Genomic DNA, 20,984 nt, shown 5'->3' with positions numbered 1-20,984 from the left:
CGCTCGCCCTCCCTCCCCGGCATTCCTCCGGCCGCCCTCGTCGTCGACGCACTACGAGAGCCGATGCCGGTGTGCCGACCAGCGTAATCCATGTTGCAACGTTGTAAGAGGCTCGCGTCCTACGTATGAGATTCCCGTCCCGCATGGGTGATATATCCCGATTGGGAGCCCGCTCCCTGACGAGCAACCAGTTTCCGCACAGGTGTTGACGTCGAATTTCCGCAGGGATACAACGTTGGAACCGCCTCCGTGCATCGATCGAGCCGTTCGAACCTGTCATCCATTCCAACGTTGTACTCGTTGGGTCTCCCTGCCGTGGAAGGACGCCTGCCCATGCGGGACCGCACACCGCACGCCACCCCGCCTCCACCCCCACCGTCCCGGCGCGCACTTCTGCGCGGCACCCTGTCGCTCGGCGCCGTCGCGGCCTCGTCCGTCGCCCTCGGCGGCTGCGGCAGCACGTTCGCGCAGGGGTTCACCGGAGGGTCGCCCGCGCCGACCCGGCTGAACTTCTGGAATCCCTTCACCGGTGGTGACGGCGAGCGGCTGCTGGCCATGGAGGACGTCTACCGGGCCCGGCACCGGGCCACGGACCTGAAGTCGGCGACCTTCGTCTGGGGCAGCCCGTACTACACCAAGCTCACCCTGGCGACGCTCGGCGAGCGGCCCCCGCAGGTCGCCGTCACTCATCTGTCGAAGGTGCCCACGCTCGCCGAGGCGGGACTCCTCACCGAACTGCGGACGTCCGATCTCGCCCGACACGGGCTCACCGAGGACAAGTTCGACCCGCGCCCATGGAAGAAGTCCCAGGTGGACGGGAAGCTGTACGCCGTCCCGCTCGACACCCACCCCTTCGTGCTCTACTTCCGGACCGACATCGCCGAGAAGGCCGGACTGCTCGACGGACAGGGCCGGTTGACGGACGTGGACGGGCCCGACGCGTTCATCGACGCCCTGCGCGCCGCGAAGGAGGTGACCGGGGCCTGGGGCGGCTCGGTCGCCTCGGTGAAGGACGCCTCGACGCAGTTCCGGCTCTTCTGGTCGTTCTACCGGCAGATGGGCGGCGGCGACCTCGTCGCCGACCAGGGCAGGAAGGTCGTCATCGACACGGCGGCCGCGGCCGAGGCCCTTGCGTACATCCGCCGCCTCACCCAGGAGAAGGTCGTCCCCACGAGCACCGACAGCCCGGGCGCCATCACGATGCTCACCACCGGCAAGGCCGGCTTCCTGATGGACGGCGTCTGGCAGGTCCTCACGGTCCAGGGCGCCAAGGTGAAGTTCGACGTACGGCCGCTGCCAAGGGTCTTCCACGACGCGCCCTACGCCTGCGCCGCCGACTCGCACTCCCTGGTCCTGCCCAAGGCCCCCTCCGCCGCGGCACAACGCCTGGACCTCTCCCTGGGGTTCGTCGCCGCCCTGCTCAACTCCAGCAAGCTGTGGGCGGAGGGCGGACACGTCCCCGCGTGGCTGCCCACCCAGCAGTCACCCGGCTACCGGGACCTCGCACCCCAGTCCCACTACGCCGCTGCCGCCGATGGCGCGGCCTACGACCCGGCCGCCTGGTACAGCGGCGCGGGCAGCACGCTGCAGGTCGTCGTCGGCAACGCCGTCACGTCCGTGTTCACCGGCGCCACCAGCCCCACGGCCGGAGCCGCACGCATGCGCCGCGAACTGCGCGAACTCGCAAGCCGCCCCGCACCCCTGTAAGCCGCATCCCTGTACTCCGCACCGCTGTAGGCCGCCCTGCCCGGCCGCCGACTGCCGCTGTCACGGCCCGCATCGGGCCCCGCACGTCTGAGATTCCGCATGTCCTGACTGAAAGGGCCGTCCCATGGCCACGACAACCGCACCGACCAAGGCCCCCGGCAGAGGTGACCGCTGGGCCGGTCCGGGGATGCTGTTGCCCTTCGCCCTGTTCTACCTGGTCTTTCTGGTGGGGCCGCTGATCTATACGGTCATCGCCGGCTTCTTCGACGCCAGCCTGCTCAAGAAGGGCCTCGGCGACTTCGCCGGGCTGTCCAACTACACGGCCGTGCTGGGCGACGACGAGTTCTGGCGCACGCTCAAGAACACGTTGTGGTTCACCGTGCTGACCACTGTTCCGCTCGTGCTGCTCAGCCTGGTGCTCGCGATTCTCGCCGACCGCTTCGTACACGGACGCTGGTTCTTCCGCTTCGCCTTCTTCGCGCCGTTCGTGCTGCCCTCGGCGGTCATCTCGCTGATCTTCACCTTCATCTACGCCGATCAGGTCGGCCTCGCCCAGCAGGCCGCGAAGTGGATCGGCGTGGACACCCCGCCGTCCTGGCTGGGTGATCCGGACTGGGCGATGATCTCCATCGCCGCCGCCACCGTGTGGTGGACGATCGGCTTCAACTTCGTCCTGTACCTGGCCGGTCTGCAGGACATCCCGCGTTCCGTGCACGAGGCCGCGGCCATCGACGGGGCCGGGCCCTGGCAGCGCATCCGCCATGTGATCGTGCCGATGCTCGGCCGCACCACGACCCTGGTGACGGTCCTCCAGGCGGTCGCCTCCCTGAAGGTCTTCGACCAGATCTACATGCTGACCATGGGCGGCCCCGACGGGAGCACCCGCCCCTCCCTCCAACTCATCTACGACACGGGCTTCGTCGAGGGCCGCGTCGGCTACGCGTCGACCGTCTCGCTGCTGCTCTTCGTGGTGATCCTGCTGGTCTCGCTCGTCTGGTTCGCACTCGTCCGCCACGCCGAGAAGGAGCGCTGATCATGACCGCCATCGCCACACCGCCCGTGACCGAGCAGGAGAAGACCACTGCCGGGCCCCCTCGCAGGTATGACGCCGAGCGCCTGTTCAACCGGGTGGCCCTCGGCGCCCTCATCGCCTTCGCGCTGCTGTGGCTGGTGCCCCTGGCCTGGGCGCTCGCCACTTCCATACGGCCCGCGCAGGAAGTCGTCACCGACCCGACCAACTGGTTCACGGCCAACCCCACCCTCGCGGCGTACGGGGACATCTTCGACGCGGGGAAGCTGCCCTACTGGTACGCGAACAGCTTCATCACGTCGATCCTCACCACCGCGCTCACGGTGGTCGCCGCGTCGCTCGCCGCCTTCGCCCTCTCCCAGACCCGCTTCAGGACGCGCCGCGCCGCGTTCGTGGTGCTTCTGGCCGGGATCATGATTCCGGGGCAGATCCTCATGATTCCTCAGTTCCTGGCGCTCCAGTCGGTGGGCCTGCTCAACACCTACTGGGGAGTGGTGCTGCCCCAAGTCCCCAACGTCGTCGCCGTGTTCGTGTTCAACCAGTTCTTCGACGGCATCCCCAGGGAGCTGATCGACGCGGCACGCGCGGACGGCGCGGGCTGGCTGCGTACGTACCGGCAGATCGTCATGCCCATCTCGCGTCCGGTGATCTCCGCGGTCACGATCTTCGTGTTCGTCGGGGTCTGGAACAACTTCCTGTGGCCCCTCCTGGTCGTCACCGACCCGGAAATGATGACTCTTCCGGTCGGACTGACCTCGGTCCAGGACGTCTTCGGCGTGCCCTACGCCCAGTTGATGGCCTCCGCCGTACTCGGCGCCATCCCGCTCCTCGCCGTGTTCCTGCTGTTCCAGCGCCGCATCGTCGAGGGCATCGCCGGAACCGGCCTCAAGTAACCATCCCCGATTGCCAGTTCACACCCTTCGCCATACCGAGAAAGGCTCCAGCATGCCGCACACCGCACGGTTCACCGTCGACCCCGAGTTCACCATCGGGGAGGTGGACCCGCGCCTGTACGGAACGTTCGTCGAGCACATGGGGCGCTGCGTCTACACCGGCATCCACGAGCCGGAGCATCCCTCGGCGGACGCCGCCGGATTCCGGACCGACGTCGCGGACCTCGTACGAGAACTCGGCACCGGCCTGGTCCGCTACCCCGGAGGCAACTTCGTCTCCGGATACCATTGGGAGGACGGGGTCGGTCCCACCTCCGAGCGGCCGCGCCGGCTCGACCTGGCCTGGCGCTCCATCGAGACCAACCAGGTGGGCACCAACGAGTTCCTCACCTGGGCCCGGCAGCTCGGTCTCGACCCGATGATGGCGGTCAACCTCGGCACCCGCGGCATCGACGCGGCCCGCGCCCTGGTGGAGTACTGCAACCAGCCCGGCGGCACCGCCTGGTCCGATCTGCGGATCAAGCACGGCGTCCCCGAACCCCACGACGTCAAACTGTGGTGCCTCGGCAACGAGATGGACGGCCCCTGGCAGACCGGCCACAAGACGGCCACCGAGTACGGACGGCTCGCGGCCGAGACGGGCAAGGCGATGCGCCAGGTCGACCCGTCCATCGAACTGGTCGCCTGCGGCAGCTCCAACGCGGCCATGCCGACCTTCGGCACCTGGGAGCGCGAGGTCCTGGAGCAGACGTACGACGAGGTCGACTACCTCTCCCTGCACGCCTACTACGAGGAGTTCGACGGCGACCGTGCCAGCTTCCTGGCGTCCGGGGCGCACATGGACCAGTACATACGCGATGTGGTCGCCACCGCCGACCATGTGCGGGCCGCGCGCCGCGCCAAGAAGCACATCAGGCTCTCGTTCGACGAGTGGAACGTCTGGTACGCCGCCCGCTTCGTCGGGGAACGCAACCTGGAGACCGCCGAGACACCCCGCCTGATCGAGGACACCTACAGCGTGACCGACGCCGTCGTCGTCGGCTCGCTGCTCATCACGCTCCTCCGCAACGCCGACCGGGTTGCCATCGCGTGTCTCGCCCAACTGGTCAACGTCATCGCCCCGATCCGCAGCGAACCGGGCGGCGCGAGCTGGCGGCAGACCACCTTCCACCCGTTCGCCCAGGCGGCCCGGTTCGCCACCGGGAAGGTGCTGCGCACCGACGTCACCGGGTCCCGCATCGACACGGCGCGGCACGGGGACGTATCGGCGCTCGACACGGTGGTGACGTACGAGGAGGAGAGCGGCGCGCTCACGGTCCTCGCCGTCAACCGCGGCCAGGAGCAACCCCTGCGCCTGCGGGCCGAGTTGCGCGGCGCACTGTCGGGATACCGGGTGCTGGAGCACCTCGTACTCGCCGACCAGGACCCGGACGCCGTCAACACCGAGGCCGAGCCGGAGCGCGTGACGCCGCGCGGTGGGGGCGGAGCCCAGGTCACCTCCGACGGGGCACTGGAGGCGGAACTGGCCCCGGTGTCCTGGAACGTCATCCGCCTGGCCCCTGCCCGGTGACGTCCCGCCCGACGGCACCGTCCGAACAGATCCAGCCCGCACCCCGATGGGAGAATCTGATGTCGGCAAGACCCCGTACGCTGCTTCATCCGCTCCAACTGGCTGCCCTTGTCGCCGGGTTGATCGCCCTCCTGGCCGCTCTGCTCACCGCCCAGTCCGGAACCGCGGACGCCGCGACCGGCACCGCACTGCGCAACGACACCGGCCTGTACCCCCGGGCCGTCCGCGTCGCGCACAACGCGGGCGCCAACGGCCGCGTTCTGTCGTCGGTGGTCACCTTCTCCGGAAACAACGGCCTCGGTGCCATCTACGAGAGCACCGACTCCGGCGCGTCCTTCCGTCAGGTCGGCACCGTCACCGATCCGGAGGCGGCCGGCGGGCAGGGACTCTGCTGCTCCACTCTCTTCGAACTCCCGCAGAGGGTCGGTGAGTTGCCCGCCGGCACGCTGCTGTGGTCGGCCTCGGTCGGCCAGGACGAGACGAACCGGCGCATGGCCCTGCGCGTCTTCAAGAGCAACGACGTGGGACGCACCTGGAGTTACCTGTCCACCATCGCGACCGCGGGCAGCACCGGAGGCCTGTGGGAGCCCGAGTTCTCCGTCGACGCCACCGGCCGACTGGTCGCCCACTACTCGGACGAGACCGACTCCGCGCACAGCCAGAAGCTCATGGCCGCCCGCACCTCGAACGGCGTGACCTGGACCGGACATCGCGCCACCGTCATCAGCCCGCTCGCCACCGATCGCCCGGGCATGGCAGTCGTCCGCAAGCTCGGCAACGGCACCTACTTCATGTCGTACGAGATCTGCGCCGCCCCCGGGCAGTACCAGTGCGTCGTGCACTACCGGACCTCGGCCGACGGCTGGGACTGGACGAGCGGTCCGTTCCTCGGCTACCGGCCCGAGACGGCCGACGGCAAGTACTTCAAGCACGCCCCGACCGTCGCCTGGGCACCCGAGGCGGGCAATCCGCTGGGCCGGCTCTTCCTCATCGGCCAGGTCCTCTACAACAAGGACGGCACCCGGGCCGCCGGCAGCGGAAGGACCGTCTGGGTCAACAGTGCGGGCGGCAGCGGAACTTGGCGGGAGATCCCCGCGCCCGTCACCGTCGACTCGACGGTCGTCGACTACTGCCCCAACTACAGCTCGGCCCTGCTCCCGTCGGCGGACGGCAACAGCCTGTTGGAGATCGCCACCGACTGGGTCGACGGCATCTGCAAGCCGTACTTCGCCACGAAGCCCGTGCCGTCGTCCTGAGTCACGAGGCAGGGCATGACGCTGTGGGCATCACCACGAGACCGGGTGGTGCCCACGGCCCACGGCCCACGGCCAATAGCCAATAGCCCAGTGGCCTTCGCCCGGCGGTGTCGCTCCCGCGGTGTGTCCATGTCCCTTCCCTCACGTCATCCTGACGACGACCTTGCCGGCCTTCGCGCGCCCGGCTTCGACGTACTCCAGTGCTTCTCGGGCCGATTCGAACGGGAACACGGTGTCGACGACGGGGCGGATCCTGCCCGCCTCGATGAGAGGGGTGAGTTCGCGCAGTTGGTCGCCGCTGGCCCTCATGAACAGGAACGAGTACGTCACGCCGCGGCGCCGGGCGGCTCGTCGGGTCCGGAGACTCAGTGCGGACATCACCAGCCGGATGACCGGGTTCGCTCCCAGCTCTCTGCCGAAAGCTGCGTCCGGAGGGCCCGCGACGCTGATGACCTTTCCGCCGGGCCTGAGTACGTCCAGGGACTTCTTGAGGGTCTCGCCGCCGAGCGAGTCGAGGACGACGTCGTAGTCGCGCAGCACCGTCTCGAACGCCTGCTTCTTGTAGTCGACGACGACGTCCGCGCCCAGCCGCTTCACCAGGTCGACGTTGGCCGTGCTCGTGGTGGTGGCCACGTACGCGCCCAACTGCTTGGCCAGCTGGACGGCGATGGTGCCGAGGCCGCCGGAGCCCGCGTGGATGAGGACCTTCTGGCCCGGCTGAATGTGCGCCCGCTCGACCAGCGCCTGCCATGAGGTCAGGGCGACCAGGGGAAGGGACGCCGCCTCCTCCATGGTCAGCGTGGTGGGCTTGACCGCCACGTCGTCCTGGTGCACCGCGATGCGTTCGGCGAACGTGCCGATCCGCTTCTTGTCGGGCCGCGCGAAGACCTCGTCGCCCACCGCGAACCGCGTGACGGCAGTGCCCACCTCGACCACCACTCCGGCCAGGTCGTTGCCCAGGACGAACGGGACCTTGTACGGCAGGATCGTCTTCATCTCGCCGTCCCGGATCATGCGGTCGAGCGGGTTGACGCTCGCGGCCACGATCCGGACCAGCACGTCGTCCGCTCCCACGTCCGGTTCCGGCACGTCGCCGACACGCACCCCGTCCTTGCTGCCGTAGCGCTCCACCGTGAAGGCCCTCATCGTCGTCTCCTTGTCTCGTCCGCAGGCGGAAGAGGCTGCTCCGATTCGTTAAAGTACGGTCATAATGTTATGTTGTGGGTCAGCGGTCCGCAAATGGACTCGCTGGTACGGACTCGCTGGTCCGGAGCTGCCGTGGCGCGCCGCCGGCGTCCCGAATCTCCGTGGAGCGCATGAGCATCATCAATTCCTCAAGGACTCCTCATGACGACAACACGGCCGGTAGCACTCGTGACAGGTGCGTCCTCCGGCATCGGAAGAGCAGCCGCCCTCGCGCTCGTCGAAGCGGGCTTCGAGGTGGTCGGAACCGGCCGGAAGACCTCGGAGGCCACCCCGCTCGACGGCGTGACCCTCCTCGACCTCGACGTGACCGGCGACGCGTCCGTCACCGCCCTGGTCAAGGAGGTCACCGACCGGTTCGGCCGGATCGACGTCCTGGTCAACAACGCAGGCATCGGCTCGACAGGCGCCGCCGAGGAAAGCTCCCTGGCGCAGGACCAGCGCGTCTTCGACATCAACGTGTTCGGCCTCATCCGCATGACGAAGGCCGTCCTGCCGCACATGCGCGCCCGGGGCAGCGGACGCATCATCAACACGTCGTCGATCTACGGTTTCATCCCCCAGCCCTACATGGCCGTGTACGTCGCGTCCAAGCACGCGGTCGAGGGCTACTCCGAATCCCTGGACCACGAGGTCCGCGAGCACGGCGTCCGGATCCTTCTCGTCGAGCCCGGCGCGACCAACACCGCGTTCGAAGGGAACATCGTGCAGCCCGATACGCCGCTGCCGGTCTACGCGGAGCAGCGGCGTATCGCCGACCGGCTGGTCGCGGAGGCGGTCAGGGGCGGCGACGCCCCCGCCGTCGTCGCCAAGGCGATCGTCGCGGCCGCCACCGACCCGACGCCGAAGCTGCGCTACACCGCCGGCCCGCTGGCCGGACGCCTCAGCGTGCTGCGCCGCATCGTTCCCACCCGGATTTTCGACAGGCAGATCCGCAGGTTCAACAAGCTGGCCGGCTGACACCAGGGCCGGTTCGCGATTCCGGCAAGGGAGGAGCCGGTGCGCGCTCACAGAAACCCCCACACCGAAGGGCAGGACCATGAACGACGCACAGGATGTACGAGGTCATGAGGTGACGTCGTACAAGGACGCACCGACCCGCACCGTCACCGCCGGGGGAGTGACCTTCGCCTATCGCGAGCTCGGTCCCAGGTCCGGTGTCCCGGTTGTCTTTCTCACCCACCTCGCCGCGGTCCTCGACAACTGGGACCCCCGGGTCGTCGACGGCATCGCGGCCAAGCGGAGGGTCGTCACGTTCGACAACAGAGGTGTCGGCGCTTCCAGCGGTTCGACACCCCGCACCATCCAGGCGATGGCGAAGGACGCCGTCACCTTTATCCGGGCGCTCGGGTTCGACCACGTCGACCTTCATGGCTTCTCGATGGGCGGCATGATCGCCCAGGTGATCGCGCAGACCGATCCGGACCTCGTCCGCAAGCTCATCCTCACGGGTACCGGTCCCGCCGGGGGCGAGGGCATCAAGAACGTGACCCGGCTGTCCCATCTCGACACCGTCCGAGGGCTGTTCACCCTTCAGGATCCGAAGCAGTTTCTCTTCTTCACGCGCACCGCGGGCGGGCGCCGGGCCGGGAAGGAGTTCCTGGCCCGCCTCAAGGAGCGCACCCAGGACCGGGACAAGGCGATCTCCCCGATTTCGTACAGCAACCAGCTCAAGGCCATTCACCGCTGGGGGCTGGAGCGGCCCCAGGATCTCTCCGCCATCCGGCAGCCTGTGCTCGTCGCGAACGGCGAGAGCGACAGGATGGTTCCGTCGCAGAACTCGTACGATCTGGCGCGGCGGGTGCCGGACGGCGAGCTGGTGATCTACCCCGACGCCGGCCATGGCGGAATCTTCCAGTTTCACCGGGAGTTCGTGGCCACGGCTGTCGAGTTCCTCGAACGGTAGTGGCCGGCAGGCGCCGAGTGCGGCCGTGTGCCCTCCCCTCAGCGCATGAACGCGAGGGCGTTCTCGATTCCCTGCTCAAGGACCTCGTCGGAGAACTTCCGGTCGGACAGGGCGCGGGACAGCTGCAACGTCCCCACCATCATGGTGAAGAGCCCGATGGCCCTGCCGCGGGCGGACCGCGGGTTCTCGGGTGTCAGACGGGCGGCGATCTCCTCCACGATGTCCCGCGCGCCGTCGGTGTAGGCCTGCTTGGTCTCGTCCCCGCAGCGGCCGATCTCGTCGAGCAGGGCGGCGGAGGGGCACCCGAGGCCGGGGTGGTCCCGGTGCTCGGGCGAGAGGTATTCGCGAACGAAGTCCTCGAGCCCCGGACGGCCGGGCCGCAGCGTGCCGTAGCTCGCGATCTGCGTGCGCAGTTCCTCGGCCACGACATGGGCGACGAGGTCGTCCTTGGACGCGAAGTGGGCGTAGAAGGCTCCGTTCGTGAGCCCGGCATCCGACATCAGTGTGGAGATGCCCGAGCCGTCGATGCCGTCCTGCTTGAACCGATGGCCGGCCTTCTCGATGATGCGCTGCCGCGTCACCTGCTTGTGCTCCTTGGCGTAGCGCACCACGAGCTTCCTCCGTTCGCTCCGTAAGGCCGTTGTCCCGCACCCAAGTCTAAGTCGTGGGCTGACGTACGTAATATTACGATCGGCAGGCGGGCAGGCGGGCAGGCGGGAGGCACCCAGGCTTCGGCTGCCGATCAGTCGAACGCGGTGGCGAACATGCCGGGCTCGTAGGAGCCGCCCCGCTGGTGCACGATCACGGCGAGCCGGTTGGCCGCGTTGATCAGGGCGACCAGGCAGACCAGTGCGGCGATCTGGTCGTCGTCGTAGTGCTTGCGGGCCTGGGCCCAGGTGTCGTCGGACACGCCTTCGTGGGCGTCGGCGAGCCGGGTGCCCTCCTCGGCGAGTGCCAGCGCGGCCCGCTCGGGCTCGGTGAACACGGTGGACTCGCGCCAGGCGGCGACCAGATTGAGCCGGACCGCGGTCTCGCCCGCGGCCGCGGCCTCCTTGGTGTGCATGTCGATGCACCAGCCGCAGCCGTTGATCTGGCTGGCGCGCAGCGACACCAGCTCCTGCGTCGACTTCGGCAGCGGCGACTGCTGGATCACCAGGCCGGCGCCTGCGAACCGCTTGGCGAACTTGCCGGCGATCTCGTTGCCGAACAGGTTGAATCGGGCGTCCATGGCTTCGTCCTCACTCGTGGTGTCGTACTCGACTCGTGGTGTTGCACTGGCCGAACACGAGATGCCGGCGCCTCGCTCCCTGTGACGGGGCGGTCGTGTGACGTGCGCCACCACTCATGGGTGTCACAGAGCGGCGGCGACCGGCGTCCTGTGCGCGTGAGACCGTCGACAGCGAACAGGCAGGAGCAGCCGGTGATGAGCGAGCACGGTGAGCGCACAGAGGACACGGCCGGGCGGCTCGCCGACGGCGGACGCACGGACCCCGCCACCGAGGCGTTCGTCGCCCATCGGAACCTGCTGTTCACCGTCGCCTACGAGATGCTCGGCTCGGCCGCCGACGCCGAGGACGTCCTCCAGGAGACCTGGCTGCGATGGGCGGGGGTCGACCTCGGCACCGTGCGGGACCACCGCGCGTACCTGGTCCGGATCACGACGCGCCAGGCGCTGAGCCGGCTGCGTACGCTCGGCCGCCGCAAGGAGTCCTACGTCGGTTCCTGGCTGCCCGAGCCGCTGCTCACCGCACCCGACGTGGCCGAGGACGTCGAGCTGGCCGACAGCGTCTCGATGGCGATGATGCTGGTGCTGGAGACCCTGCAGCCCACCGAGCGGGCGGTGTTCGTGCTGCGCGAGGTGTTCGACCTCGGGTACGACGAGATCGCCGAGGCGGTCGACAAGAACCCCGCCGCCGTCCGCCAGATCGCGCACCGGGCACGGGCGCACGTCGCGGCGCGCCGGCCGCGCGGGGTCGTGTCCCCGGCCGAGACCAGAGACGCGCTCGACGCGTTCCAGCGGGCGGTCAACACGGGCGACCTGCAGAGCCTGCTCGACATCCTCGCGCCGGATGTCGTCCTCCTGGGTGACGGTGGCGGAGTCAAGCAGGCCGTGCTGCGGCCCATCGTGGGGGCCGACAAGGTGGCCCGCCTGCTGGTCGCGGGTCTTGGCAGGGTCGCCGACGCGGTGTCGCTGCGGCCGGTGCAGGTCAATGGCCACCCGGCGCTGATCGTCCGGCTCGACGGCGAGCTCGACACCGTCGTGGCGGTGCGCATCGACGACGGCCTCATCACCGGGCTCTACGCCGTGCGCAATCCCGAGAAGCTGTCCCACATGGAGCGGGAGACCGCCCTGCGCCGCTGAGTACGGGGCCTTACGGCGCCTTACGGGTTCTTCCGGAAGCGGGCGCCGTCCTGAGCGGGCCCGCGTGCCCCGGGCCGGTGGTTCAGGAGCGGAGGCGGGCGCCGGGTCCGAGTCGGGCGGTGACTTCCCTGGGGGTGAGCGTGGAGTGTTCCGCGGAGCACTCCACGACGACGCGGACCGGGGCGTCGCAGTCGGTGTGGCGGACGTCCAGTACGGGGCCCTCGGCGCCGAGGGCGTGGGCCTCGCCCCACTGGCTCAGCGCCATCAGGACGGGCCACAGGTCCCAGCCCTTGCGGGTCAGCCGGTACTCGTTGCGGGAGCGGCTGCCCGCCTCCCGGTAGGGGACGGTCTTCAGGATGTCGGCCGAGACCAGCTTCCGGAGACGGTCGCTGAGGACCGCCTCCGACAGGCCGATGTGGCGGTGGAAGTCGTCGAAGCGGCGGACTCCGGTGACGGCGTCGCGCAGGATCAGCAGCGTCCATTTCTCCCCGACCACGTCGAGCGTCCGCTGGACGGGGCAGTTCTCCGTGCTCGCCTCAAGCCACTCCATCCCGCCATCGTAGGGGCCTGGCTTCGTCATTGACAGTCAGGTGAGCCGGAAGCTAGCTTCGTTTGCAAAAGTCAGATGGGAAGGCGCTGGATCGTGGGACGAACGCGTACGTATGAATGGGCAGACCCCGCGATCCTGGCGGAGGCCGCCGGACGCATGGCCGGTATCGACTTCCTGCGCGAGGTGCAGGCCGGGCGACTGCCACCGCCGCCCATCGGTGCCGGCATGGACTTCGCCCTGGACGAGGTGGAGCCCGGCAGGGCGGTCTTCTCCCTGATGCCGGGGGAGGAGCACTACAACCCGATCGGCAGCGTGCACGGCGGAATCTTCGCCACCCTGCTCGACTCGGCGGCGGGGTGCGCCGTCCAGTCCACCCTTCCGCAAGGCGTGGCGTACACCTCGCTCGACCTGACGGTGAAGTTCCTGCGGCGGATCACCGTGGACACGGGCAGGGTGCGAGCCATCGGTACGGTGGTCAACCAGGGCCGTCAAACCGCCCTTGCCCAGGCGCAGTTGGTCGACGTGAAGGACCGTCTGCTCGCCCACGCCACCAGTAGCTGTCTGCTCTTTCCGGTGCCGCCCGCTCAGCGGTGAGGCTTTGCCTTCGTCTTGGCTCCCGCCGTCGCGTCCGCCTTCGCCTTCGCGTCCGTGGGTGCCGGTCAGTGCGGCCGGCAGCCGGTCGGTCAGCGGCCGTCGTTGTCGGACAGTTGGTCGCGCAGGACCGTGCTCAGGGTGACGGGCTCGCGGCCGAGCAAGGCGGCCAGCGTCGGGTCGACGGCGGCGAATTCGCCCGCGCGGCTCGCTGCGAAGATGCCAAGCAGCTGGTCGGCCGCCTCGACGGGGACACCGCGGCCCACCAGCTGTTGCCGGAACCGGTCGTCGGGGGCGGTGCTCCTTTTGACGGTGCGGCCGGTGACGTCGGTGGCGATGGTCGCGATGTCGTCGAAGGTCAACGCCTGTGCCGCGGTGAGCGGGGGCGTGGGGCCGTCGAAGCGGCCTTCGTCGGCCAGGATGACGGCGGCCGCGTCGGCGAGGTCGGCGTGGGCGGTCCAGCTGACGGGTCCGTCCGCGGGGAGCGCGACCTCGCCGGACCGCATGGCGTGACCGAGGAACCGCACCGCGCTGGCGGCGTAGAAGCCGTTGCGCAGTGAGGTGAACGGCACGCCGGAGGCGCGCAGCGCGTCCTCGGTGGCGGCGTGGTCGCGGCAGGGCTGGAAATGCGACGAGGCGCCGGCGCCCATGTGGCTGGTGTAGAGGATGCGGCGGGCACCGGCCGCGACGGCACCGTCGATCGCGGCGCGGTGCTGCCGCACGGCCTCTTCGCCCATCTTGTCGACGGAGACGATGAGCACTTGGGAAGCGCCTTCGAAGGCGTGGGCGAGGCTCGCGGCGTCGGTGAAGCTGCCCTGCCGCACCCGTATCCCCTGGTCGGCGAAGGTCTGCGCCTTCTGCGGGTCGCGGACGCTGACGCCGACCTGGCCCGCGGGTACGCGGGTCAGCAGCCGTTCGACGGTCTGCCCTCCGAGCTGTCCGGTGGCTCCGGTCACGATGATCATGTTGCGCTCCAGGAGTCTGGTTCCAGTGGAAACGCAATGAGCGTATCACTGTTATTAACGTCGGAAACGCATGTGCGGTATCGTTGATATATGCCTCCACGTTCGCGCGCCAGGGACGGTGCTGCCGCCGTTGATTCCGACTCCGGTTCCGACACCGGTTCCGATTCCGACTCCGCAGTCGTCGGTCGTGAGCTGACCCGGCAACGCGTCATCGAGGCCGCCGCCGACCTGCTGGCGCGCGAGGGCCGTGACGCCGTCACCACCCGCGCGGTCGCGGTCGCGGCAGGCTTGCAACCACCGGCCATCTACCGCCTGTTCGGCGACAAGGACGGGCTGCTCGAAGCGGTGGCCGAGCATGGCTTCGCCACGTTTCTCGCGGCCAAGCACGTCGACCCGGACCCTGAGGACCTCATCGAGGACCTGCGGGCCGGCTGGGACCTGGCGGTCGAGTTCGGTCTGGCCAATCCCGCGCTGTACACGCTGATGTACAGCGAGCCTACGAAGGCCACGTCGGCCGCGTTCAAGGCCGGCATGGAGATCCTGATGGGTCGTATCCGCCGCCTGGCCGCCGGCGGCTGGCTCCGCGTCGACGAGGAACTCGCGGCCGCGCTCATCCACGCCACGGCACGCGGGGCGGTGCTCACCTGGCTGGCCCTGCCCGAAGACCGCCGCGATCCGGCCCTGTTGACCACTCTTCGGGAGTCCATGGTCGCCGCCGTGACCAACCAGGAGCCGGCCGTGCAGGACGCGGGTGCGGCCGGCGCCGCCCGCGCCCTGCGCGCCACGCTGCCCGAACAGACGACACTCAGCGGCGCGGAGCAGCATCTGCTGAGGGAGTGGCTGGACCGCCTGGCCTCCGAAGGGTGAGGTTCTCGCCTACGGAGGCTGAGGCGCCATGGTGTGTGCGTTCTCGGTGGTGCCGAGGGCGCCATGGGCGTTCTCGGAGGGGCCGCCGAGGGCGGTGGGCGTGGTGTGGCCGGCGCTGGGGGCAGTGCGCGCGGTGTCGCCCGGCGCTGACGACAAGGCGCCCGGTGTGGCCCGGCGCTGAAGGCAGCGTGCCCGGTCCGGCCCGTCGGCCGAGCGCCACACCTCTCGGCGGCGCAGCCCCTGCCACCGCGGGCTGTCCTGGGTGCGTCGCACCTAGGGAAACGGCGGCCTGGTTGCCGTGCGGGCGCGGATCGAGTCTTGGACCAGAAGCCACTCGGCCCAGACTCGGCGCCTCCCGCGGCGCCTGCGAAGAGCCACCCGAAAGGGGCCCGCCATGAGCACCGACGACACCACCAGCGCCAGCCTTCTCGAACAACTGCGACGCCAGTCCGCCGATCCGCGTCGGCGCATCCTGTTCACCGGCGCCACCATCGTCACGATGGACCCGGAACTGGGCATCCTGCACAACAGCCACCTGCTCGTCGAGGGCGACGCCATCGCCGCGATCGGGCCGAATCTGACCGCCGACGGCGCGGTGGTCGTCGACGCCTCCGGCACGATCCTGGCCCCCGGCTTCGTCGACACCCACCGGCACGCCTGGGAGGCCCAGCTGCGCCGGATCATGCCCGACGTCGACGACCTCGGCGGCTATGTGATGTCCACGCTCGCCGGATACGCCACCGTCTACCGCCCGCAGGACATGTACATCGGCACCAGACTGGCGGCCCTGACCGCGATCGACAGCGGTATCACCACGATGCTCGACTTCTCCCACAACTCCCGTACCCGTGAGCACTCCGACGCGGCGATCGAAGCCCTGCGGGACACCGGTATCCGCGGGGTGCACGCCTCGATGGGGCCGCACTTCGGGGAGTGGGACCGCCAGTGGCCGGCCGACCTGACCCGCCTCAAGGACCAGTACTTCAGCAGCGACGACCAGCTGCTCACGCTCCGCATGGCGACGCTGGCCACCGACGAGATCGCCGGCCCCGTCCTCGCGTACGGCCCCGAACTCGCCCGTACCGCAGCCGACTTGGGCATCGGTGTCAGCGTCGACGCGGTCTTCGGTACGTCCTCCTCGGAGGCCGTGCTGTCCTGGGCCGAGCACGGCATCCTCGGCCCCGATGTCACCCTGATCCACGCCACCGGTCTGACCTCGGAGGCATGGAAGGCGATGGGGGAGTCCGGCACGACGGTCGCTCTCGCGCCCACCTCGGACGCACAGATCGGGCTGGAGACGGCCATCCCCGCCGTGGACGAGGCGCTCGCCGTCGGCATCCGTCCCGGCCTGAGCATCGACGTCGAAGTCGCCCTCGCCAGCGACATGTTCACCCAGATGCGGGCCCTGCTCGCGATCCAACGGATGCGCGCGGTGAACGCCGCCTACGGAACCGGCGGCGACCTCTCCCGCATCACCACGCACGACGTCCTGGACTTCGCGACCCTCCAGGGCGCGCGGACCAACGGCCTCGGCGACGTCACCGGCTCGCTCACGCCCGGCAAGAAGGCCGACCTGCTGGTCGTCCAGGCCGAGGACCTCAACAACATGCCGCTCAACGACCCCATCGGCACACTGGTGTTGGGCTCCGACGCCCGCAACATCACCGGCGTCCTGGTGGGCGGCCAACCCCGTAAGTGGAACGGCCAGGTTCTCGACGTGGACCTCGCGGCCCTGCGGAGTGAGGTCGGCGCCTCCCGCACGTACGTGCTCAACACACCGGCGAACTGACCGGAGTTCGGGGGCGCGCCCCGGCTCGGCCGAGCCGAGGAGCGCCCCCGTCGAACAAGGCCCGGCACTCAGCACGAGCGCCAGTACCAGCACCAGCACCAACATCCAGAAACCGGCGCCACCGACGTGCGCGCACGACCGGAGTCCCCATGTCCCGCCTCAGCATCCTCCGCCGATCGCCGTCGCCCACCGCGGCAGACCCACCCCCGCCGACCGGCAGCCGTACGGCCTCCGTGGCCCCCACAGCCTCCACGGCCCCACCGTGGCCCTGCTGACCGCCCTCGGCATCCTCGTCGTGGGCCAGATGTACACCGTCCTTGCCATGCTGGCCCCCATGGCCGGGTCCCTGGCCACCACCCCGACGCAGACGACGTGGACGGCGACCGCGTTCGGGTTCGCCTACGCGGCGGGATTCCTGATCGCCGGCCCGCTGTCCGACCGCTACGGTCCCCGGACGGTGATCACGGGCGGACTGGTGGGGGCAACCATGACCACACTGGCAGTGAGCGCCGCTCCTGACCTCACCTGGGCCGTCGCGCTGCGCATCGTGCAAGGACTCACCGCGGCGGCGTTCGCGCCCTCGGCGTTCTCGTACATCGCCGGCCAACTCGCGCCCCATCGCCGGGGCATCGCACTCACCTGTGTCACCAGCGGGATGCCGGCCTCCGCGGTGCTCATGCAGATCGGCGCTCAGATCGTCGCGGCCGGACTGGGCTGGCGGATGGTCTTCGTCCTCAGTGCCGCCCTCATGGCACTCAGCCTCTGGCCGGTCCGGCGCATCCTGCGCCCCACGGCGACACAGGGCTCCGGCCCCAGCCTGCTCCAGGCCTTCGTCGCCGTACCTCGTCTCCTGCGCAAGCCCCGCCTTGTCGCCCTTTACCTCGCCACGGCCACTGTCATGGCCTCCTTCGTGGCCGTCTACACCGCGGTCGTCGTCGCCGGACCTCCTGGCGTCGCGGGCGACAACGCAGCCCTGCTCGCCCTGCGGGCCAGCGCCCTGCCCGCCCTGGTCGCCGTACCGCTCCTCACGTCTGCCCTGCATCGCCTTGCAGCGCCGGTACGCGTCGTACTCGCGATGCTCGTGGCGGCCGGAGCGGTCGCGGCGGGCTCCGCGCTGGGCGGCGAAGTCCGCGTCCTCGCGCTGGTGTTGCTCGTGTTCGTGGCAGCGGTGGCGGCGGCCGCTCCGGCCGTCGTCGAGATCGTTCACACCATGGCGTCCCACGCCCGGGGCGCGGGCGTCGCCCTCTACGCGTGCAGCATGTTCCTCGGCGCCAGCCTGGGCCCGCAACTGGCCGGTGCCCTATCCGGGCAGGGCTTCGGCGGGATCCTCCGCGCGGTTGCCGTACTGCTGGTCGTGGGTACGTTGCTCTCTCTGCCTGCCCTGGCCGGCCGTCGGCGCGACCGGTGAAGCCTGGTGGGGCCCGACTTGGCTCCGTTCCCGACGTGGCTCCGTTACGGACGAGCGAGAGCTCCAGCCCCTCCGCCTGATGGCGAGCAAGGGCCGGAGCTCACTGGTCTGTCCCACTGGTCTGTCCCACTGGTTTGTTCAGAGTCGAGACGGGCCAAAGCCGGTACGAGCCAAGACCGTAACGGTCAAGGCTCGTACCGGCTTTGGCCCGTACGGCGAAGGGTCAGCCGAGTCGCATGGCGTACCCCGCGTGGTGCAGCTCCTCGCCCTGGAACTCGCCGAAGGCCCAGAAGCCGGGGTCGTCCAGGTAGTCGATGCGGTCGCCGTCGACCCAGTACCGGCCCTCGTAGGCGTGCGGGCGGCCGCCCCGGGTCTCGTCGTAGCGGCCGTCGGCCGCGAGCTCCTGGTGCAGGAAGTCGTTCTTGTCGATCCAGACGCCGACGCGCGGACTGCCGGTCATGTCCCCGGCGGCCGGGATGCCGGCCTCGGGCGGGGTGGGGCGGTCGGGGGCGTCGGTGCCGGCCCACAGGACGGGCTTGCCGGCCGCGACCAGCGCGCGGACCCGGTCCGGGCGGGTCAGGAGAGTGGCCTGTGCGCTCGCCACATCGGCGGCGAACTCGTCGGGCACGACGAGCAGGTCACCGGCGTTGCCCGGTGTCAGCGTCGCGACGTACTCCGAGCGGTGGCCGCGTCCGCCGACCAGGGCGACGGTGTCCACGACGGCCGGTACGACGGTCATGCCCGTGCAGTCGACGACGATGGCGTTGTCGTCCTGTGCCGCGGTGATGATGCCGGGGCCGACGCCCACGAGCAGGGCGCCCACGAGCAGGACGTCGGCGCCGGTCATGGTCCCGATCAGCGGGTCCATCGTCAGGACCCGGGCGTTGGTGAACAGGACGGGACGTCCCGCGTCGTTCGAGACGATCTCGTCGAAGGCCTTGCCGTTCCAGTTCACGGTGTCCGTGTCCGTGTTCGTGTCAATGTCGCTCATCGCGAGCTCCTCAGGTGAGTGGTTCCGTCGGCCTGTGGATTGCGTCGAGCGCGTTCACGCCGGCCGAGGCGGGGTCGGCAGCTCCTTGAGGCTGCCTACGGCCAGCCTGGTCGCGGCCACGGAACGGAACCAGGCCGCCGTTTACCCAGGTGTATGGCACCCACTCTGCGCACCGGTTCGTATGAGGCGGCAGGTCCCGCGACGGTCCCCAGCCGCAGCTGTTCCACCACCGCGGAGACGGAACCTTCACCCTGGACGGCCCGACCGTCGACCTGAAGGACCGCATGACCAAGTGGCAGTACCTCCTGTAGTGCCGGTGGTCCGGTACGGCTCAAGCTCCTTGAGCTGCGCGTTGGTGCGCCGGTTCCGGCGGAGGCGTACCGGAAGCGGTGTGCGGGAGTCCGGCAGCAGGCGCTGGGCCCGGAACGCGGACTTCAGGAAGACGCGGACGAGACGCTCGCGGCGGGGGCTGATCCAGCCGATGCGGTGAAGCCGGCAGACCCGCTCGCCCGCGAGGTAGCGGGTCAGGTCCCTGCCGAACGACCGTAAGGGGGCGGGGAACCAGCGCTCCGCGAAGAAGTCCATCATCGCGGTCGCCACTCGATGGCCGGACTCCGCCGGCTCGTACGGCCTGGACTCGAACTCGACTGCGAACGCGGTCATCGCGTCCCAGTCCTCGGGAAACGCCTCGCCGGACAGTGGGCCGGACTCGCGTTCCAGGAGGCGGAAGAGCGCCTGCGCCCATCGGTGCCAGGCGGTCTTCATGGGTTCGCTCGTGCCGGGCAGGCCCAGCGAGGTCTGGAGACGGTCGCCGAACGTGGCCAGCAGCACCAGCGGATAGACGAAGTCGTCGGTGTCGTCGAAGTTGCCGGGTAAGTGCGGGGTTCTTCGGGCGACGGCCAGGTGGATACGGTTCAGCCGGGCGGCGGCCCCGCGGCCCGCCGTACTGGACAGGCCGTCCACCATCCAGGCCATCAGGAAGTCGTTGCCGTCCTGGAAACGCCGGTGGGGCCTCGTCTCCAGCTTCGAGGTGTGGGCCAGTGTGGCGGATCCGAAACCCGGCTGCATCATGCGCATGGTGCCCGGATAGACCATCATCGCCAGGGCGAACTCCGGGACGCGGTGGCCGACATAGAGCGAGACCATCCGCTCCCAGCCGGTCTCCGGGTCCATCCGGGACAGTTCGCGGTCCACCCACTTGTATCCGCGGCGCAACGTCGGTTCCCCCTGTCTCCGACCATGCGTTGCGGCGTACCGGCCGCACGTCCGTCGGCTTCGCCCGCAGGACGGCGCATGATCCCCGTGGGGGAGAGGACGCTCCCGCTCCTCCTCTCGATACCGCGGCTCGCTGTGACTTGCGCCATACCTCCGGTGCCCCGCGAAGCAACCCTTCCAGGTACGCGGGCGTCCTTCCCGGCGTGGTGTTCAGAGGATCAAGACCAGGATCAGCCTCTGTCCACGGGTACCGGCAGTCGACTGAAAGGGCGCGTCCATGGAGCTCGATCCCAACCTCTGCCTTGACGTTCCGGAGGGGTTCGACGACTCGGATGCCGAGAGCCAGGTGCATCCCATGGCCAGGAAACTGTTCCCCGCCACAACCGCCGCGGAAGCCTTCGGGAAAGCCCAGGAGTGGGTGGGGGAGAACCAGGTCTTCCTGATCGATGTCTCATGGGACTTCGCCTACGACGAGGACGAGCCCTACACCCTGAGCGTCTACTTCACGTTCGAGCTGGAACCCGAAGACGCCTGACGCTCGGCTGCAGAGTCCGGCGGCGTTCCGGTCCGGTAGGCGCGCATGAGGTGATTTGAGTTCCGCAGATGCAAGGCTCAGATCATCCTTCCCTTTGTATTCGCCAGAACTGCTACCTGAAAGAGTGGCATGTGCGTTTGTGTGAG

Annotated in this window: 21 protein-coding genes; 13 read left to right on the top strand and 8 right to left on the bottom strand. The window is 69.5% G+C overall.

What is annotated here, in order from left to right; all coding sequences use genetic code 11:
* The first annotated feature begins 333 nt into the window (after positions 1 to 333).
* The 5 genes from QF035_RS10750 (at position 334) to QF035_RS10730 (ending at position 6,456) form a co-directional block, all read left to right on the top strand.
* Positions 334 to 1,707: an ABC transporter substrate-binding protein gene (locus QF035_RS10750; protein WP_307519866.1), complete on the top strand. Its 1,374-nt coding sequence runs from the start codon at positions 334 to 336 to the stop codon at positions 1,705 to 1,707.
* Between the two features lie 124 nt (positions 1,708 to 1,831).
* A complete protein-coding gene (locus QF035_RS10745) occupies positions 1,832 to 2,740 on the top strand; it encodes a carbohydrate ABC transporter permease (protein ID WP_307519864.1) in 909 nt (302 codons plus the stop codon).
* A gap of 2 nt (positions 2,741 to 2,742) precedes the next feature.
* A complete protein-coding gene (locus QF035_RS10740) occupies positions 2,743 to 3,630 on the top strand; it encodes a carbohydrate ABC transporter permease (protein ID WP_307519862.1) in 888 nt (295 codons plus the stop codon).
* A 52-nt stretch (positions 3,631 to 3,682) separates the two neighbouring features.
* Complete coding sequence (gene arfA / locus QF035_RS10735; protein WP_307519861.1) at positions 3,683 to 5,200, top strand: arabinosylfuranosidase ArfA; 1,518 nt, start codon at positions 3,683 to 3,685, stop codon at positions 5,198 to 5,200.
* Between the two features lie 59 nt (positions 5,201 to 5,259).
* Positions 5,260 to 6,456 carry a sialidase family protein gene (locus QF035_RS10730; protein WP_307519860.1) on the top strand — a complete coding sequence of 399 codons (1,197 nt, stop codon included), beginning with the start codon at positions 5,260 to 5,262 and terminating at the stop codon, positions 6,454 to 6,456.
* Between the two features lie 141 nt (positions 6,457 to 6,597).
* Here QF035_RS10730 and QF035_RS10725 read toward each other — a convergent pair whose 3' ends face one another.
* The gene (locus QF035_RS10725) at positions 6,598 to 7,602 is read right to left on the bottom strand and encodes an NADP-dependent oxidoreductase (RefSeq protein ID WP_307519859.1); all 1,005 of its coding nucleotides are present in this window, start codon (positions 7,600 to 7,602) and stop codon (positions 6,598 to 6,600) included.
* Between the two features lie 201 nt (positions 7,603 to 7,803).
* Between QF035_RS10725 and QF035_RS10720 the strand changes: the two genes are divergently transcribed.
* Both QF035_RS10720 and QF035_RS10715 read left to right on the top strand, forming a co-directional pair.
* Positions 7,804 to 8,619, top strand: coding sequence for an oxidoreductase (locus QF035_RS10720; RefSeq protein WP_307519858.1), 816 nt, complete (start codon positions 7,804 to 7,806; stop codon positions 8,617 to 8,619).
* A 79-nt stretch (positions 8,620 to 8,698) separates the two neighbouring features.
* Entirely contained in the window at positions 8,699 to 9,565 is an 867-nt protein-coding gene (locus QF035_RS10715; RefSeq protein ID WP_307519857.1) for an alpha/beta fold hydrolase, read from the top strand.
* 38 nt (positions 9,566 to 9,603) lie between these two features.
* On the opposite strand, the gene QF035_RS10710 is transcribed toward QF035_RS10715, so the two are convergent.
* Together QF035_RS10710 and QF035_RS10705 are read right to left on the bottom strand one after the other, a co-directional pair.
* Positions 9,604 to 10,176 (bottom strand): TetR/AcrR family transcriptional regulator, encoded by a 573-nt coding sequence (locus QF035_RS10710; protein WP_307519856.1) that lies wholly within the window; start codon positions 10,174 to 10,176, stop codon positions 9,604 to 9,606.
* A 131-nt stretch (positions 10,177 to 10,307) separates the two neighbouring features.
* Complete coding sequence (locus tag QF035_RS10705; protein WP_307519855.1) at positions 10,308 to 10,793, bottom strand: carboxymuconolactone decarboxylase family protein; 486 nt, start codon at positions 10,791 to 10,793, stop codon at positions 10,308 to 10,310.
* A gap of 192 nt (positions 10,794 to 10,985) precedes the next feature.
* Here QF035_RS10705 and QF035_RS10700 point away from each other — a divergent pair, with 192 nt between their 5' ends.
* Entirely contained in the window at positions 10,986 to 11,927 is a 942-nt protein-coding gene (locus QF035_RS10700) for an RNA polymerase sigma-70 factor (protein ID WP_373466626.1), read from the top strand.
* Positions 11,928 to 12,009: 82 nt separating this feature from the next.
* Here QF035_RS10700 and QF035_RS10695 read toward each other — a convergent pair whose 3' ends face one another.
* Entirely contained in the window at positions 12,010 to 12,477 is a 468-nt protein-coding gene (locus QF035_RS10695; protein WP_307519852.1) for a winged helix-turn-helix transcriptional regulator, read from the bottom strand.
* Between the two features lie 93 nt (positions 12,478 to 12,570).
* On the opposite strand from QF035_RS10695, the gene QF035_RS10690 reads away from it, so the two are divergent.
* On the top strand, positions 12,571 to 13,071 hold the full coding sequence (locus QF035_RS10690; protein WP_307519851.1) for a PaaI family thioesterase: 501 nt from the start codon (positions 12,571 to 12,573) through the stop codon (positions 13,069 to 13,071).
* A gap of 89 nt (positions 13,072 to 13,160) precedes the next feature.
* On the opposite strand, the gene QF035_RS10685 is transcribed toward QF035_RS10690, so the two are convergent.
* Complete coding sequence (locus QF035_RS10685; protein ID WP_307519850.1) at positions 13,161 to 14,033, bottom strand: SDR family oxidoreductase; 873 nt, start codon at positions 14,031 to 14,033, stop codon at positions 13,161 to 13,163.
* Positions 14,034 to 14,123: 90 nt separating this feature from the next.
* Here QF035_RS10685 and QF035_RS10680 point away from each other — a divergent pair, with 90 nt between their 5' ends.
* A complete protein-coding gene (locus QF035_RS10680) occupies positions 14,124 to 14,900 on the top strand; it encodes a TetR/AcrR family transcriptional regulator (protein ID WP_307519848.1) in 777 nt (258 codons plus the stop codon).
* A gap of 9 nt (positions 14,901 to 14,909) precedes the next feature.
* Here the strand turns inward: QF035_RS10680 and QF035_RS10675 are convergent, their stop codons facing one another.
* The gene (locus tag QF035_RS10675) at positions 14,910 to 15,173 is read right to left on the bottom strand and encodes a hypothetical protein (protein WP_307519847.1); all 264 of its coding nucleotides are present in this window, start codon (positions 15,171 to 15,173) and stop codon (positions 14,910 to 14,912) included.
* Positions 15,174 to 15,294: 121 nt separating this feature from the next.
* Between QF035_RS10675 and QF035_RS10670 the strand changes: the two genes are divergently transcribed.
* Positions 15,295 to 16,689 carry an amidohydrolase family protein gene (locus QF035_RS10670; RefSeq protein WP_307519846.1) on the top strand — a complete coding sequence of 465 codons (1,395 nt, stop codon included), beginning with the start codon at positions 15,295 to 15,297 and terminating at the stop codon, positions 16,687 to 16,689.
* Between the two features lie 262 nt (positions 16,690 to 16,951).
* Entirely contained in the window at positions 16,952 to 18,097 is a 1,146-nt protein-coding gene (locus QF035_RS10665) for an MFS transporter (RefSeq protein WP_307519845.1), read from the top strand.
* Positions 18,098 to 18,320: 223 nt separating this feature from the next.
* On the opposite strand, the gene QF035_RS10660 is transcribed toward QF035_RS10665, so the two are convergent.
* Positions 18,321 to 19,088, bottom strand: a complete 768-nt coding sequence (locus tag QF035_RS10660) for an Atu4866 domain-containing protein (protein ID WP_307519844.1) — start codon at positions 19,086 to 19,088, stop codon at positions 18,321 to 18,323.
* 246 nt (positions 19,089 to 19,334) lie between these two features.
* Positions 19,335 to 20,303, bottom strand: a complete 969-nt coding sequence (locus QF035_RS10655; protein ID WP_307519843.1) for a DUF2236 domain-containing protein — start codon at positions 20,301 to 20,303, stop codon at positions 19,335 to 19,337.
* 277 nt (positions 20,304 to 20,580) lie between these two features.
* On the opposite strand from QF035_RS10655, the gene QF035_RS10650 reads away from it, so the two are divergent.
* A complete protein-coding gene (locus QF035_RS10650) occupies positions 20,581 to 20,838 on the top strand; it encodes a hypothetical protein (RefSeq protein WP_307519842.1) in 258 nt (85 codons plus the stop codon).
* The last annotated feature ends 146 nt before the right edge of the window (positions 20,839 to 20,984 follow it).

It is taken from the genome of Streptomyces umbrinus (assembly GCF_030817415.1).
Lineage (GTDB): Bacteria > Actinomycetota > Actinomycetes > Streptomycetales > Streptomycetaceae > Streptomyces > Streptomyces umbrinus_A.
Note: the sequence above shows the minus strand (reverse complement) of the source record. Positions and strands in the feature narration are given on the sequence as shown.

Coding starts and splice junctions, on each gene's coding strand:
- QF035_RS10725 (WP_307519859.1), bottom strand. CDS start 7,602: ATGAGGGCCTTCACGGTGGAGCGCTACGGCAGCAAGGACGGGGTGCGT.
- QF035_RS10680 (WP_307519848.1), top strand. CDS start 14,124: ATGCCTCCACGTTCGCGCGCCAGGGACGGTGCTGCCGCCGTTGATTCC.
- QF035_RS10720 (WP_307519858.1), top strand. CDS start 7,804: ATGACGACAACACGGCCGGTAGCACTCGTGACAGGTGCGTCCTCCGGC.
- QF035_RS10750 (WP_307519866.1), top strand. CDS start 334: ATGCGGGACCGCACACCGCACGCCACCCCGCCTCCACCCCCACCGTCC.
- QF035_RS10740 (WP_307519862.1), top strand. CDS start 2,743: ATGACCGCCATCGCCACACCGCCCGTGACCGAGCAGGAGAAGACCACT.
- QF035_RS10660 (WP_307519844.1), bottom strand. CDS start 19,088: ATGAGCGACATTGACACGAACACGGACACGGACACCGTGAACTGGAAC.
- QF035_RS10670 (WP_307519846.1), top strand. CDS start 15,295: ATGAGCACCGACGACACCACCAGCGCCAGCCTTCTCGAACAACTGCGA.
- QF035_RS10745 (WP_307519864.1), top strand. CDS start 1,832: ATGGCCACGACAACCGCACCGACCAAGGCCCCCGGCAGAGGTGACCGC.
- QF035_RS10650 (WP_307519842.1), top strand. CDS start 20,581: ATGGAGCTCGATCCCAACCTCTGCCTTGACGTTCCGGAGGGGTTCGAC.
- QF035_RS10705 (WP_307519855.1), bottom strand. CDS start 10,793: ATGGACGCCCGATTCAACCTGTTCGGCAACGAGATCGCCGGCAAGTTC.
- QF035_RS10685 (WP_307519850.1), bottom strand. CDS start 14,033: ATGATCATCGTGACCGGAGCCACCGGACAGCTCGGAGGGCAGACCGTC.
- QF035_RS10730 (WP_307519860.1), top strand. CDS start 5,260: ATGTCGGCAAGACCCCGTACGCTGCTTCATCCGCTCCAACTGGCTGCC.
- QF035_RS10715 (WP_307519857.1), top strand. CDS start 8,699: ATGAACGACGCACAGGATGTACGAGGTCATGAGGTGACGTCGTACAAG.
- QF035_RS10695 (WP_307519852.1), bottom strand. CDS start 12,477: ATGGAGTGGCTTGAGGCGAGCACGGAGAACTGCCCCGTCCAGCGGACG.
- arfA (WP_307519861.1), top strand. CDS start 3,683: ATGCCGCACACCGCACGGTTCACCGTCGACCCCGAGTTCACCATCGGG.